Annotated in this window: 10 protein-coding genes and 1 tRNA gene; 3 read left to right on the top strand and 8 right to left on the bottom strand. The window is 44.2% G+C overall.

Annotated features, from left to right (window positions below):
• Positions 1 to 23: 23 nt before the first annotated feature.
• The 4 genes from GO493_RS00060 to GO493_RS00045 all read right to left on the bottom strand — a co-directional run bounded on the left by GO493_RS00060 (position 24) and on the right by GO493_RS00045 (position 3,297).
• On the bottom strand, positions 24 to 434 hold the full coding sequence (locus GO493_RS00060) for a hypothetical protein (protein WP_157304030.1): 411 nt from the start codon (positions 432 to 434) through the stop codon (positions 24 to 26).
• An 81-nt stretch (positions 435 to 515) separates the two neighbouring features.
• A complete protein-coding gene (locus GO493_RS00055) occupies positions 516 to 824 on the bottom strand; it encodes a YHS domain-containing protein (protein ID WP_198315390.1) in 309 nt (102 codons plus the stop codon).
• A gap of 34 nt (positions 825 to 858) precedes the next feature.
• A complete protein-coding gene (locus GO493_RS00050) occupies positions 859 to 1,080 on the bottom strand; it encodes a hypothetical protein (protein ID WP_157304029.1) in 222 nt (73 codons plus the stop codon).
• Positions 1,081 to 1,239: 159 nt separating this feature from the next.
• On the bottom strand, positions 1,240 to 3,297 hold the full coding sequence (locus tag GO493_RS00045; protein ID WP_157304028.1) for a M13 family metallopeptidase: 2,058 nt from the start codon (positions 3,295 to 3,297) through the stop codon (positions 1,240 to 1,242).
• Positions 3,298 to 3,421: 124 nt separating this feature from the next.
• Here GO493_RS00045 and GO493_RS00040 point away from each other — a divergent pair, with 124 nt between their 5' ends.
• Both GO493_RS00040 and GO493_RS00035 read left to right on the top strand, forming a co-directional pair.
• Positions 3,422 to 3,943: a hypothetical protein gene (locus GO493_RS00040; RefSeq protein WP_157304027.1), complete on the top strand. Its 522-nt coding sequence runs from the start codon at positions 3,422 to 3,424 to the stop codon at positions 3,941 to 3,943.
• A gap of 22 nt (positions 3,944 to 3,965) precedes the next feature.
• Complete coding sequence (locus GO493_RS00035) at positions 3,966 to 5,225, top strand: replication-associated recombination protein A (RefSeq protein WP_157304026.1); 1,260 nt, start codon at positions 3,966 to 3,968, stop codon at positions 5,223 to 5,225.
• Positions 5,226 to 5,300: 75 nt separating this feature from the next.
• Here GO493_RS00035 and GO493_RS00030 read toward each other — a convergent pair whose 3' ends face one another.
• The 4 genes from GO493_RS00030 to GO493_RS00015 form a co-directional block, all read right to left on the bottom strand.
• On the bottom strand, positions 5,301 to 5,813 hold the full coding sequence (locus GO493_RS00030) for a hypothetical protein (RefSeq protein ID WP_157304025.1): 513 nt from the start codon (positions 5,811 to 5,813) through the stop codon (positions 5,301 to 5,303).
• Between the two features lie 10 nt (positions 5,814 to 5,823).
• The gene (locus tag GO493_RS00025) at positions 5,824 to 10,281 is read right to left on the bottom strand and encodes a DUF6443 domain-containing protein (RefSeq protein ID WP_157304024.1); all 4,458 of its coding nucleotides are present in this window, start codon (positions 10,279 to 10,281) and stop codon (positions 5,824 to 5,826) included.
• A gap of 11 nt (positions 10,282 to 10,292) precedes the next feature.
• Positions 10,293 to 13,583 (bottom strand): RHS repeat domain-containing protein, encoded by a 3,291-nt coding sequence (locus GO493_RS00020; RefSeq protein ID WP_157304023.1) that lies wholly within the window; start codon positions 13,581 to 13,583, stop codon positions 10,293 to 10,295.
• 357 nt (positions 13,584 to 13,940) lie between these two features.
• Entirely contained in the window at positions 13,941 to 14,465 is a 525-nt protein-coding gene (locus tag GO493_RS00015) for a GNAT family N-acetyltransferase (protein WP_157304022.1), read from the bottom strand.
• Between the two features lie 647 nt (positions 14,466 to 15,112).
• On the opposite strand from GO493_RS00015, the gene GO493_RS00010 reads away from it, so the two are divergent.
• Positions 15,113 to 15,201, top strand: a tRNA-Ser gene (locus GO493_RS00010).
• Positions 15,202 to 15,395: the final 194 nt, after the last annotated feature.

Raw genomic sequence — 15,395 nt, 5'->3', positions numbered from 1 at the left:
AAAAAGCTATTATAATCAGTTAATTATCTTACCTGTACAAACTTCCTGCTCATTTGCCCTTTTGATACTCCTTTTAACCAGTCATCTATTTTAATGGAAGTATCATTAACCCGTTCTACCTCCAAATATTGTGGAATGGAATCCTGCCCGGTAATGATCACTTTGACTTTCTCCCCATCAGCAATCACTTTATAAGTTCCCGTCAGATGATAAGTCTTTGCATCAAACACAAACCTGCCATTTGAGCTGAACACGTAATAAGCGGAATCTGCTGCCGCGACAGGCTTCCATACACTGTCGGGCATCGTCAGGCTTTCTGACAGCTGCCAGGCGCCTGTTACATCAATGGAAGGAGTAGCTTCCACATCATTTTTCTCGCAGCTGCAGAACAACATGAGGAGCAGCCAGCTTGTCAGTGTCAATAGTGATCTCATGCATAGGAGTTTGTAATATTAGAACGCAAAATATATTCCTAAGTTACATCAGACAGCGACAAAAAATGGCAGGTAGTCGATTTACAGCCCCAGGCTCTTCGCGTATTTCTCCGGGTTTTTGTCGAAAACCCTTTTACAGGTCGGGGAGCAAAAGTATACCGTGTCATTCTGATAAACGCTGAATTCATGATACATAGTATCATATGGCATGCCACATACTGGATCTGGCAGTTTTCCCGCCAGAGCGGCATTTTCTGCAGGGGCCTGTCCGGAAGGAGCAGATGTCATTGTTACACTATCCTGCGCAGGAGCTTCTTTTTTGGCAGCGTTGTTACAGGCAGCCAGTAATCCCGCCAGCAGCAGGATATATATAATATTTGATGCTTTCATTTAGAATTATAGATAGATGATGGTAATCAGGCAGTTACTTATTTTCTTTGGTAATCCGCATTACCAGGGTGCGGAAATAAAGTTTCAGCGTCATAGCCAGCACCACGGCGCCAGCCAGGCTCATTGTGAAGATCATACCTGTAGTGGTCATTGCTTTATCCGCCAGCGCAGGCAGATAAGGAAATACCAGGGCTGCAATGGCAACCAGGAATATATTACGGATTTCTCTGCGATATTGTCTTAAAAGGCCGGTCATATGTGTGGGTTTTAAATCCGGTGAATAATAAGGCAAAATTAAGAGATAATAAGTAATTGTAGGTAACCATCTCTTAACGGGCCGCAGGCCGGCTTCTCCTCAAAAAAAGAGGGGATTGCCATTCGGCAACCCCCTCTTTTAAGCAATGTATTAATCAATTTACCAGATAACCACACGCGCAGAATCAGCCAGGGACATTTTTGTGCCCGGAGCACAATTCCATGCCGCAGCAAACTCTTTCAGATGAGGCAGAGGGCCATTAATACGGTCTCTTGCCGGAGAGTGAGGATCTGTCTGTATCTGGTTACGTAAAGCAGCTTCTGTAGTGTTGGCATGCCATACCTGCGCCCATCCCAGGAAGAAACGCTGTTTCCAGTTGAAGCCATCTATCAGCGCTGGCTCGGGTTTCCCTTTCAGGGATTTCTCCAAAGCATAATATGCCAGTGTCAGACCTCCCAGGTCAGCTATGTTTTCACCAATGGTCAGTGCGCCGTTAATGAAGAAACCTTTTTGTACTTCTATTTTATTGAAGTAAGCAATATATCGGTTCGCTAATCCCATAAAGTTCTTACGGTCAGCATCGGTCCACCAGTTTTTCAGGTTACCGTCTGCATCGAACTGAGAGCCCTGGTCGTCAAAGCCATGGGTGAATTCGTGACCTATTACAGCGATGATACCTCCATAGTTGATCGCGTCATCAGCATCAGCATTGAAGAATGGAGGCTGGAGTATACCGGCAGGGAATACCACTTCGTTGTTAAGCGGGTTGTAGTAGGCGTTTACTGTCTGCGGCGTCATACCCCATTCAGCCTTGTCAACCGGTTTGCCGATCTTGTCCAGTGCTTCTTTATGGCTATAGTTGCTGGCAGATACCAGGTTTTCTATCAGGGTGCCTGGTTTTACATCTATAGTGGAATAGTCTTTCCATTTATCAGGATACCCGATCTTATATGTAAATGATGCAAGTTTCTTGTGAGCCATTTTCTTTGTGGAATCACTCATCCAGGTCAGCGCATCTATTCTTTCGCCATATACGCTGCGTACGTTCTCGATCATGTCAGATACTTTCTTCTTGGAGCTTTCCGGGAAGTATTTCTTGGCGAATATCTTGCCCAGCGGCATACCCATGGTGCCATCTGTAGCGCGGATAGCGCGTTCCATACGGGGCTTCTGCTGTTTTGCACCGCGCATAACGGTAGCAAAGAAGTGGAAGTTCTCGTCATCGATGGGTTTAGGCAGGTAGCTGGCAAAGTGAGACAGCAGCTGCCAGCGCATCCATGTCTGCAGTGTAGCCAGCGGCGTAGTTTTTAATAGTGTGGCAGCATTTTTCAGGTATGCTTTGTTCTGAAGTATGAGGGTATCTGCTTTTATGCCCTGGCTGGTGGTGAAAGCGTCCCAGTCAAAGTCGCCCGCCAGTTTCTTCAGATCAGCATAGCTGGTTTTATTATAAGTAGCTACCGGGTCACGGAGTTCTACATTGGTAAGCTGGAGCTTTGCCAGTTTGGTTTCAAAGTCCAGGATGGTTTTACCGGGTTCTGCATCTTTGAATCCTGCCTGTGAGAATTGTTTATTGATATGAGCAACAAATTCGTCGCGCACATTTTTTGTAGCTGAATCCTGTCTTTCGTAGTAGCTTTTCTCTCCCAGGCTCAGTCCGTCCTGTCCCTGGTAGAGGGCGTTCATTTTACTGTTGCGCGCATCTGCCTCCACGCCAAAACCGGTAAAGGTAGGTACGCCAGGGATCTGCAGTTCACCTGCTACTTTGGCAAGATCTGCCAGGTTCTGAATACCGTTAATCTTATCGAGATAAGGTTGTAATGGGGTGATACCCAGTTTCTCGATAGTAGTGGTGTCCAGGAAGGAGCGGTAGAAATCGGAGATCTGCTGTTCTTCAGTGCCTTTCTTCAGTTCTTTTTGCTCTGCCAGGGAAAGTATGATGCCTTTCAGGCGTACTTCCTTATTTTGCTTGTCCAGTACATTGAAAGCGCCCCAGCGGCTTTCTGTGGAGGGAATGGGATTGTTTTTCTTCCAGCTGCCGTTCACAAACTGGTCGAAATCGTCGCAGGGATTGGCGCTGGAGTCAATGGAACTTACTTCAAAGGCAGGAACTTTGGTTGTATCTGCACCTGCCTGTTCTTTGGTGTTGTTGCTGTTACAGGCGGCCATAAGGGATACGGCTGCCAGCAATGGTAGTTGTAAAGCGTAAAAGCTCTTCATAATGTAAACAGGTTTATTCTTTAAAGATAGCTAAAACAGGCCATGCGGATGCACCGCTTTTTTATAAACGGTGGTTTGCATCCTGTTTAGTAGGTTTGTACCATGTTTTAAAAGCAAAATGTTCATGACTTTCAGATTTAAACTTTTCAAGGCGCTTAACGGCATTAATCTTTTCATTTCCTCTTTCTTTCTTTTGATGGTATTGATGTCATTTATGGCAGGTGGAGGATATCAGGCGCTGATCTCCCTGGTGCTGTTTGGCGCTGTATGTATCCATTGTGTACTTTCCCTCTATCTGCAACGGGCCCTGCAGGACCCTTCCTTTGTGCTGAAGGAGAATACGCCGGGAGGTGTCCAGATCATGGGTGGGCTGAGCATACTTTTTGGTGCTTTTATCCTGCTTGGATGTATAGCTTCCCTGTCTCAGCAGGACCTTTTTATAAAAGAGGCCACCAGCCAGCTGTCCGACAGCCAGGCGGCAGAGATAAAAGGCCTTATCAGGAAGCTGTTTGTAGGCCTTTTATACTTTATCATCCTTTATTCAGTCAGCGTTATCGGGAATGCGGTGTTGTCGTTCTATTTCCTGAAACAATGGAAGAACAGGAAAGATGACGACTCTGACATTAACTTTGACCTGGATGCTTAACTTTATTTACTAAACGATATTTATGGAACCATTAGCAGAGAGACTTAGACCGGAGACCCTGGATGAGCTGGTGGGACAGGAACACCTGACTGGTAAGGACAGTATCTTACGTACAGCCATCAGGCAGGGAAAGATACCTTCCATGATCCTATGGGGCCCTCCGGGGGTGGGAAAGACCACTATCGCCAACATTATCGCACATACACTGGAAGTTCCTTTTTATACCCTCAGCGCTATTGCCGCCGGAGTAAAAGAGGTAAGAGAGGTAATTGATGTTGCCCGTAAACAAGGCCATGCTGTATTATTTATAGATGAGATACACCGGTTCAATAAATCCCAGCAGGACGCTCTTCTCGGAGCGGTGGAAAAAGGCATTATCACACTGATAGGCGCTACCACAGAGAACCCGTCATTCGAAGTAAATGCGGCATTGTTGTCCCGTTGCCAGGTGTATGTACTGAAACCATTGGGAGAGCCGGAACTGCTCCTGTTACTGCAGCAGGCAATGACCCGCGATGAATGGCTTGGCAGCAGGGAGATAGAATTAAAAGAAACCTCGGCATTATTCAATATCTCCGGCGGAGATGCACGTAAGCTGCTCAATCTCTTTGAGCTGGTGGTGAATACGCTGCAGAATGAGAAGCCCATTGTGGTAACAGATCAGAAGGTGATGGATATTGCGCAGCAACGGGTAGCTATCTACGATAAATCGGGCGAGCAGCATTATGATATCATTTCTGCTTTTATCAAATCCATCCGTGGAAGTGATCCCAATGCAGCGGTCTATTATCTTGCCCGCATGATAGAAGGAGGTGAAGATGTGAAGTTCATTGCCCGCCGTTTGCTGATCTCTGCTTCTGAAGATATTGGAAATGCCAATCCGAACGCACTCCTGCTGGCTACCAGCTGCTTCCAGGCGGTGACAATGATAGGCTATCCGGAAGCCAGGATCATTCTTTCACAGTGTACTACTTATCTGGCATCTTCCCCCAAGAGTAATGCCTCCTATATGGCTGTCAACAATGCACTTTCTACTGTTAAACAAACAGGAGATCTGCCGGTGCCTATGCACATACGTAATGCACCTACCAAACTGATGAAAAATCTCGGGTATAATAAAGGATATGAATATTCCCATGACTTTGAAGGGAACTTCTCTCCGCAGGAATATCTCCCTGATGAGATCAAAGGGTTGAAGCTCTATGATCCCGGTAAGAATGCCAGGGAAGATGAGTTGAGGAAATACCTGAGGGGATTGTGGAAAGAGAAGTATGGGTATTAAGATCATTCCAGCCAGAATAAAGCGAGGGTGTCTTATGAATAAATAAGACACCCTCGTTACAATATCATTTTTTAGCTAACGGTCTCTTTGAAGATTATAGAATCTTTTGAACCGGATACAATGCACCTGGTTCTTATTACCTTTCCTTATTAGTTCAATGCCGGTAATATGTTGTTCAGGAATTTCATGAGCATTGATATTTTCTTCTTCTCTTATGCCGGCAGTGTCCCAGTTTTGTACCAACTCAACCGTTTTTTGGGTAAACAGGTTGGTCTCACCATAATTTAACACACCCCTGTTATAAGTATAGCTAAGGCTACCCTTTGATGTCCATATCATAACGGAATAAGTGCCTGACTCAATGGCATATGACTGAAGCATATGCAGGGTATCAATATCCCTGACCAGGGAGTTAAGATGGCCGGTCTTAAATACCTGCATACGGATGTCATGGAAGGTTTTTCCTTTCCATGCACTGTTTTTAACAGAACAGGACACTTCCATTTGCTTTGATATGGTGGTAAAACTATCTGTTTTACAGGCACTGAGCAGTAGTGTAAGTAATAGAACGACTGATAATACTCTCATAACCGCAATATTAATAATTATATGGTATCTGTTTTTTACTTAACATTTTATAATTGGTATTGCCGGCAGCGTCATAATACAGGCTTTGCCTGGTGCCCGCTTTTAGTAACCTTGTTGATGAGTCTCCGTTGCCATTGGCATCCACTCCGTAGAAGGCTCTGAGGGGAACATTGTTTTCTGCACGGATCAGGTTCTCAATATGTGTAGAATATAGTTCAGCATTAGGAATAGCTTCAGGAGCCCCGTTGGGATCGGTAACGGTTTTCCAGGTATTCCTGTTGATCGTGTTGTTCCATACATCACGTACATGAGCCATTTCATGCGCTAATCCTATAAAGGCAGGCCTGTTAGTGTTGCCTTTCTCATCAGGAGCAGAAGTAAGAGAGGCCGGATTCCAGTGTACATATCTTCCATTTTGTCTGTCCGCTCCGTTTGAAGGCCCCTGAGCAATCTGTACACTCATATTGGTATTCAGGTCACTAAGATCAGCTACTAACTTTTTACCTGTTTGACCTCCTGTTTCCAGGTCTGAAAGTGCTTTGGTTACCTGTGCGGCAAATTTATTATCGCCGGTATATAAAGATCCGTTGCTGTCCACGAAGCCGGTAATACCGTTTTCATCCTGTCCATAATGATACGTAGTTTCTTTAAAATCATATTGCCCGGTTTGCTGATTCAGCACCTGGCTGGCTATTACAAGGATGATACTGTCCCCATTAGAATCAATAATATTGACTGGATTGTTGGCGCCATATTGATATGGAGATAGCAGCTGATATTTTTCCGCAAATCTGTCCTGCGTGAAGAATCTCCCTATCTGGGGATCATACATTCTGGCGCCATAGGCGTACCATTCTAATCCGCTGCCATCCTTAAACTCTTCGCTTTGTAATTCTTTGCCATTATATTTCATCCTGTTGGCGGCATAATTAGTTCCTTTCAGGGCATTGGAAGAGATGCCCGCCATCGCAAGCCCAAAAGGATAATAATGCGTTTCTTCCAATACCGGGCCGCTGGCCAGTGCCAGGCTTACATTATCAAAATAGACGTCCTGGGCTGTTTCGTTGCTTGTGTAGACATACAGAAAACCATTTTTCTGAATCGGCATCTTGTCTACTTTCAGTTCCTGCAATTCATCGGGAGTAGCTTTCAGCTGGCGTACGCCACTGTTGCCTTCAACTAATTTAAAGTTATCATCAAATAAAACAAAGTTAAGGTAGGCTTTTGGACGGTCTGCTTTGTTCGTTTCCGGTGATTTTTCTTTTAAACGTTGGTAATTATTATTATAAAAATCACTATTGAATGGCGTGCTGTTATTGCCGCCTGTGGCATGTGCGTTTTTAACATCAGTTCCTCCAAATGCCTGAATCAGACCGGCAAGCATATCTTCTACTGGCGGCTCTTTTGCATTGTCTTTGGGGCCTTCGGATTTATAAAAGGCATTTGCATTTATCTGTATGCTATCGCCAGCCATTACTCGCAATACCAGAGACGGACCTATCTTTTTCCCTCCGGACCTGGCATTCAGTTTGGCAACAGCTGCATTTGTGGGCTTGTTCCGATCCTCAGGATATCCGGAAGGTTTCTCTGCACGTGTTTCTTCTACATTACTGAACAATGCTGTTTCAGTTGCAGCTGCCGCTGTTTCCATTGTAGCGGTATACATGCTCAGGTCTGTCTGGTCGGTTATTACCAGCCTCACGTTACCCAGATGATCTTTCTCAAAATAGTCAAAGGCATACTTCACCGGTTGTCCGGAAACATATACAGGCCGTATGCGGCCTTCTTCGTGTGACATTACTTCAAGCGTATCCTGCCTGTACACTATGCCGTTGATATAGTCTGTTACTATTGTACGGACAGGGGTTACGGTATTATCAGTTATAGTCTTTTTTAATTTATTGCCAGCCGCATCATACTGATAAGTAATGGATCCTTTTCCTGTAAACGTAATGACCGAAGGAAGGTTAAGATGATTGTAGGTAATGCTGCTGATCCCTTTATTCAGGTCCATGAGCAGACTGCCGTTACCGTTATAGGAGTAGTCATTACCTGTATTGGCGCCGTTAATGAAGTCGCCCAGTTTTGCAGTGACAGTATTGCTGGGGTCAGCCACCGCCAGCAGTTTATTGCTGTTTGCCTGGTAGGTATAGGTTAGCTGGTCAATGGTAGAGATAGCAGTGCCTATCATACCTTTCTGTGTCATAGATTTAATATTGCCGTTAGCATCATACGCAAGGTTACTGACAGAAAAATTCTTGCTGTCCTGTGTCCATGCAGCCCCGGCAGTATTTTGTTGTGTAAAGTCTGCCGTAGTCAGGCGATTGATCTTATCATAGGAATATCCATATGCACGCGCAATCCCATCTGATCTGCTTTTCCATTTTATCCCGGCAAGGTTGCCATTGAATTGATTGCTTACAAAACCATAGTCGTAGTTCAACTCCTGTCCGAACCAGTTAATAGTACTGTTGGTAGTGTTAACGAATGTTTTATTGATACCGGTTATCCATCCCCGGATGTTATATGTATAGCTTAATGAATCGAGCTGGGTAGAGGTACCGGTTACTCCCAGGCGTTTCAGTTTCAGCTGACCTAACTCATCGTAAGTATTGGCAACGATCGTTTTTTCAATACTGGGGTCATCATTCAGCCGTTTCTTAATAGCCATCAGCCGTCCGCCATGATCGTAAGTCATGCTTGTAAGTTGGGTGATCTGGGAAGTAGAGCTTCTGGGGTTCTGATGACGCAGATAGGTGCTCAGTACCGTGCCATTAAAGCTGTACAGAGTGGTCAGAATATCTTTTCCACCTGTATGATTTTCACTGACAACCTGGATCGGTCGCCCCTTATCGTTATAGTAGGTAGTAGTGGTCAGCCATTTGTTTGTATCAAGTACTCTGACCTTACTGCCGGTTACGGCGCCTTTGGTAATCTGGCTATATGCAGCAGGCAGCGCTTCCGGGTATAGTGTATCTGCAGCCTGTGGTTTGGAAACATCTCCACTTACAAATGCAAGTACTCCCGTATAGTCGTAGCTGTCATAGTAAGTATATGTGAGTGGCGTCAGCGCTGAAACCTGGATACCCGGCAGGGCGTTAGTAGCGGTAATGGTCGTAGTGCCCCCTGTAGCAGCAGCATCGATTTCAGCGGCAAATGCTGCTCCTGTAGAAGATTCAAAACCATTCAGCATAGTAATAGAATTAGTTGCTTTGTAGCTACTGCTGCCATCATAAGAATATAAGGTCAGGTCCGTCTGAGCCGGAAACTCGTAGGAAATAGCCTGTGTAGAAGTGGTTGCAGTATTGAGATTTGCTTGTAACGCTTCTCTTGTAGAAGTACCTGTGTAGATGGCTGTCATTACAGGCCGGTTAATATTGTCATAGAATGTAACCAGCCACTCCATAGGCGATTTGGCCCGCTGTACGGAATCCTGTGTAAATGCCACTCTGTCGCGGACGTCATATACCAGGAACACCCTGCCTGCTCCAGGTACTTTTTTTATTATCAGACGATTACGTTCATCATACTGATACCGAAAGCAGAGCTCTGCCGCAATCGGGGTGAGATCCCAACCGGTGCGCATGGCTGTTTCCGTAGCAAGTGGTGGTATAACGAAGCTGACATTTCCCAGAACATCATACACATAGTAAGTGCATAACCAGCCAACATGTGCAGTGAATGTAGCCTGTAGTTGTACTTTTTTCAGGATAAGCCGGCCTTCTCTATCCTTGTATTCTATAACCTGGTTACCTGCTTCATCGATAGTAGCATTCTTGTATAATGTACCGGCAGGATAAGTACTGCTGGTAACAGGAATACCGGTCCCCGGCTGCCAGATACGTACAGAGTCTGCCACTGTATTTACAAGGGACTGATTTTCTACTGGATGATTGGCCCCGTTGTTCCCTGCTGAATAGCTTTTCAATACCTTGTTTAACGGAGATGCTTCATAGTCGGTTTTGCTGTAAAAGATACTTTCTCCGGCCACTCCAGGAAGCAGTGTTGCATTTTTATAAAAAACTGATTGTGCATTAAATGGATCTGTCTTCAACTTTCCATCGTTCACATTTCCACTTTGCGGTATATATGGCAGGTATTTATACGTTTCCCGGCCATAGGCATCATATACTACAGGTACTACCATGTCTTTGCCCTGGAAACTGATGCCTTTGGTTACCGTCTGTAAGGGCCTGCCCAGGCCATCACAATATTCGGTAGTTTGTTTAACCTCGGAAACTTTCCTGGTAGTGGCTGTAACTGCAGCCGGATTCGTTAATGGAATGTCAGGTTCCCATGTCCGTATATAATTGATGGATGTAACAGTATATGCTGAAGGTATGGTATTAGGAGTTGCCGTGGTGCGGACAGAACTATTGGGTTGGTTCTGAGCCTGTACATAGCCGGATATGATCAGCAGTAACACCATCATCTGCATCTCCCTGCGTGTTGAGTTCATATTATGCATAAAAAAGATAATTAATTGGTTAAAGCAGTCTTGTACTGATAGTCTGTTTGCTGGATGATATTGCCGTTCTGGTCGCGCGTGATACGCAGTCTCTGCATACTGTCATACTCGTAATAAAGGGTTCTTCCGGCAGGATCTGTGACGCTGGTCATACCAACAGCAGGCAGATAAGTATAGGTAGATACCTGTGTGTTTTTCATGCTTGCCGCAACCCGTAGTTTGTTCAGTTCTGTTCTTAACTGGGCATCACTGGCCGGATGTTGAATAATGCTGGTGTCCAGTAAACTGATAACGGTATTGTAATCGCTGCCCAATACCTTGGCTACCGGATACTGATAATTATATCCCCATACATATACCTCTTTAGCATCATAATTTTTGGATTGCTGCAAAATATTTCCTTTAGCATCATAGTTATCATATACAACTCTTGGCTCTCTGCTATTGGTCAGTAGCTGCAGGTAAGTAGTATCAGCCTTTACAACATTTTTAGCAGCGTCCCATATCTTGTAAGTATCTGTTTTACGAAGCACGAGGTTTGTATTCACATAGTTATCCTGCTGGATGGGAGGCGCAAGTATATTCCTGGCCACCATCGTGTCAAGTACTATTGTCTTTGCTGTACTAAGCCCAACTATAGTGCTCTTGTCAAAAGGATACCGCGTAGTTGTTTTCTTCGTTTCTCCCTTACTGTTAACGAGTGTCTGATCAACAGGAAAGGAGCGGTATTTGCTGTCGTAAGTAAATGTTTTTTGTGTTTCGAGGAACAGGGTGCCACCTGCATCATAATCCTTTACCTTGCTGGATGTCAACTGTGTTTTTGCTGTCTGTATATAATAAGTGGCCGCATAGTAGTCATCAATGCCAGGACCAAAACACCCCAGGCTTACATTTTCATATTTAAAGCCCAGTTTTATTACCGGGAAGATGTTGGTGCCAAGTTCTGTGTATTCGTTTTCAGTACTTTTTACGAGCTGATAGCCACTGGCAACTTTTTTATAATTCTCTTCTTTACTGATCACGGGTCTGCGCCAGCCATATTTGGTAACCATATATTCGCCGGTCTGACCGGTGGGGAAGCGTTGTATATCCAGTTCTGCTATATCCCTGTAATAGTATATGCTTTTACCTGCATTGGTTTGTGGATCACCTACGTATTTGGTCACCACCGTATAGGTAACGGAGCTTCCGGAAGCCAGGCTCATGGTTGCCACTGGTTCTGACTTATATAATGTCCGGGAGGTTACACCGTAATTGCAGCCTACTCCCAGGGTGCTGAGATAAGAGAATTTGAAGTTTTTGGTGTAGGTAAGAGTATTCATATAGGCCGGATATATGGAGAGCTTGCCATAGCCTGTTTCATTTGCACCATAACGATAGCTTTCTTTTGTCAGCTGCTTGTTATCCGGATCATAACTGCTGATATCAGCTATTCTCAGGCCCCCCGCTACTTTTATCACTTCTACATCTTCTTCAGTATGCCATTGCACGGCAATGCTCGCATAGGCATTGGTGCTGTTTGCATAGCAGTTTGATGTAAGTATGTAGTTGCCGGCAGGAAGCGAGATATTTGTGATAGCATTGACTGAGCCTTGCGGATTGTTGTTGACATTGGAATATAAGACCTGGCCCGTCGACGCATTTGTGAGGCTGACATTCGGCCTCGTATTTTCTTCCATTGTCTGATAGTCCGGATTGTCGTATTGAGGATTGCTGGGATGTGGATACGTGCTGATATTTACAGTGATCTTTGCACTGGGATCATTGACTGGTATAGTCAGATTAATTGTTTGTGTCGGATGCGGATCGTTTGAGGAATTGTTGCCAAATGCTATGCAGGTGCTTGAATGATCAACAGTTGTTGTACCGGATGCAAGGTATTTGTGAGGCTCCCAGTTAAATACAGTGTATCCGCCTGTAGGATAGATGATCTTTTTCAGGATACCAGCTTTCATGTAATCAGCATTGGGTTCACGGTCTGCCCCACCAACTGTATAGGCATAATCCGGTGTATTCTGCGTTGGGATAAGGGTCTGCTTTGCATCATTGATCGTTGCACCATTGTAAAAGCCCCAGTAATCCTGCTGCAATGTGCCCCTGTAGCCTACTTGTTGCGCTTCGTCATATTCAAAGTTATATGTTCCGTTAAGCGTACCATCTCCCTTCCTTTCTTCCAGCCCGGTCAGCTTCAGACGGTATCTTCCTGTATATTGAGAGTAAAGGACCAGGTTGTTATAGTAAGTACCGGTATACTGAAAGTTTGAGTGGAGCAGGTTGAATGACCGTCTCTTCTGATATACATTATTAGCAAGAGCATAGACATCAATACTGCCTAGCCGGCTGCTTCCTCCGTCAAGCCTGTCTTTGATCCTGTTAAATACAAGTTTGCCATTGTTAAATGTAATAGAGTCAACCCTGAATGGACTATATTCCCTGTTCATAACAGAGCTGGAATAATCAAGAACATTGCCTGTAAGAGAAATGGTACTTGCTCCGCTGCTTGTCGAACCCAGGGTGTATTTAGGACCATATGCAGCAGAATAATTAGGTTTGTCCTCTTTTTCATAAGGGTCCTGAGAATAATAAAAATTGATCCCGTCACTTTTATCTGCACTTGTAATCCGTGTCAGCCACCAGGTACTGATGCTTTGCGGTAGGTAATCCACGTCAGAGTTTATCATCATAGCTGTCATCTCCCTTGTTTTAAACTCATAAATAATGCCTTCCTCATCGGTTATCTCAAAGTCTGCACCGGCCCTGCGAATGCGTACGCCGCTTAAGGGTATCTGAAATACATTTTTAGACGTATCGAATGTAAACTCACCGGAGTGACCATTAAAGTTGAAATAGTAACGGTCTGGCTCCGTATCTTTTGTATGTGTATAAGCTGCTGCGTAATAGTAGTCCTGGCTGATGGCTCCTGTATAAGGAATGCTTTGTGTCAGATAACCGCCACTGTAATCGTCCGGCATTCCTACTACTACCCTGGTAATACTGCCCACACCATTCAGTATCCACCCGGTGCCAGCCCAGGATGCAAGATCGTCCGTTCTAAGTCCGGTAGATTCATAGACCAGACTTACCGGAAGAGAGAGGTCTGAAGTCTGGATAGTATAAAGAGGAATGTTGATATCAGGTTTCCCCGTGTAATAACTGATATCATATTTGCCATAGCTGGCAAGTTTTGCAGCTTCCGGATTGGGGGCAATAACCCTGGTTGGTCCGATTGAACCAAGATCATTTTGTGCGGACAGGGATAGAAAACAAAAGCATAACAATGCACATAGAATTAATCTGTTCATAGACGGCTATATTCTTTTAGGCGAGAAATGGTGATACAGAATATTGAACTAAAAATAATTGACATGACTACAGGGGCCGGCTCTGCACCGTCCTGATACTTACATAAAAACACTTATTATTCTAACGGTACAACGGGTCTGTTACAATGTAAAAAATAAGATGATGATGAATCTATATAGCCAGATCAAGGTCGGTATGGAAACAATTACAATGGTAGGGCTATAAGGTTATCTCTTGCATTGCACGTAACGAAAATAATAATCGGAAACGGCTATAGTGCTAACACCTTTGTGTTATTGTTTAATGATTGGAAAAGGAAAGATTTTTAAAACAGGGGGCAACACCCCCTGTTTACTTTAACGTTGCTTCTGATATTTCACTAATCCTTCTCCTGTTTCCCGCTCTGCAAAACCAACCTTTTCCAGCAGCTTTCTGGATGGCGTATTATCTACCGGAGTACGGGCATTAACAACATTTACCTCTTTATTAGTAAATGCCCAGTTAACAATAGTCTCCAGCGCCTCCGCTGCATAACCAAGTCCCTGATGCTGCTGATCCAGCATATATCCTACTTCAGCCTCTCCATTTTCGTCAGGATAACCAGCAAACCCTATACCGCCTATAGAGGTATTGGTATCTTTCAGAATAATCTCCCAGTTTGTATACCATTCATATCTGTCAGGATAATCCAATGTCTGAGGTAGCCAGAAATTGATAAGCGCATCTGTTATTTCTTCCTGGTATAGCGGATCAACCTGCATACGGGAAGGTGTAAGGCCAAGTACGTTTTCCATTTCAGACCGGTCAGATCTGTATAATAATAGCAATAGTTCGTGAGTCAACGGTAATAATTTCAACCGTTCAGATTCTATAAAAAACATGATGAAACTTAATTTGTATAACAATAGAATAACTGCTCACTGTTTCAGTGAGAGAAGGGCATGTAAGAAATGCACTTTAGTTATACAATTCCAGGCGTAGTAACTGGCCTGCTCAGCAGAGTTATGTACAGAGACGATAGTTTATGCATCGAAGGTAAGAAATATACCTTCTAGTTCCGGGAATAAATGATTTTTCCTCCCTTTATAACCATATTTATATCAAACAATACGGTAGAAAAACCTGTTTTCAGATTACCATTAAAAATAACAATATCTGCTTTTGCATCTGCTTTAATAACCCCAACTGATCTTTCTGTCCTATTGCCTTCGCCGCATTTATAGTAGCCGCCTATACACTCAGCCCTTCTTCTACATAAGCTGCAATCGTTTCTTTGACAGCATCTCCGGAATTCCCCAGGCCCCGGATAGTGGTAAAACCGGCATGAAGATAGTCTTTGGCAAAGCCGGTAGCCCGTTTCGCCCTAATATATTGATTTGGAGGATGGAAGCAAACTGCTGAGTCGCCGGGATAGGTAATTTACATTCTGGACACCCCAGCGAGACGGGGAATATTATTATCAGAATTTACTTTTGGATTATTTAAAATAATTCCTATTTTTGCAACCCCTAACAGGGGAAAATGTTTCGGTGAGATGCCTGAGTGGCCGAAAGGAACGGTTTGCTAAACCGTCGTACGGGTTAAACTGTACCGAGGGTTCGAATCCCTCTCTCACCGCAGAAGGGGACAAATCATCATAAAGATGTTTTGTCCCCTTTCCATTTTCGTCGGTATTGCTTACCTGGGATCAAGTTGAAAACTTGGGGGATTTTGATTCTAAGCATAGATTTTGGCTAATCTGTAAAGGAAAAACTCTACATCTCTGACTCCCCTTAGTGCATTTCTAAAGGCTTTAATCTTAGCATTGAACG

The sequence above is a fragment of the Chitinophaga tropicalis genome (genome assembly GCF_009758205.1).
In the GTDB taxonomy this organism is placed as follows: domain Bacteria; phylum Bacteroidota; class Bacteroidia; order Chitinophagales; family Chitinophagaceae; genus Chitinophaga; species Chitinophaga tropicalis.
Note: the sequence above shows the minus strand (reverse complement) of the source record. Positions and strands in the feature narration are given on the sequence as shown.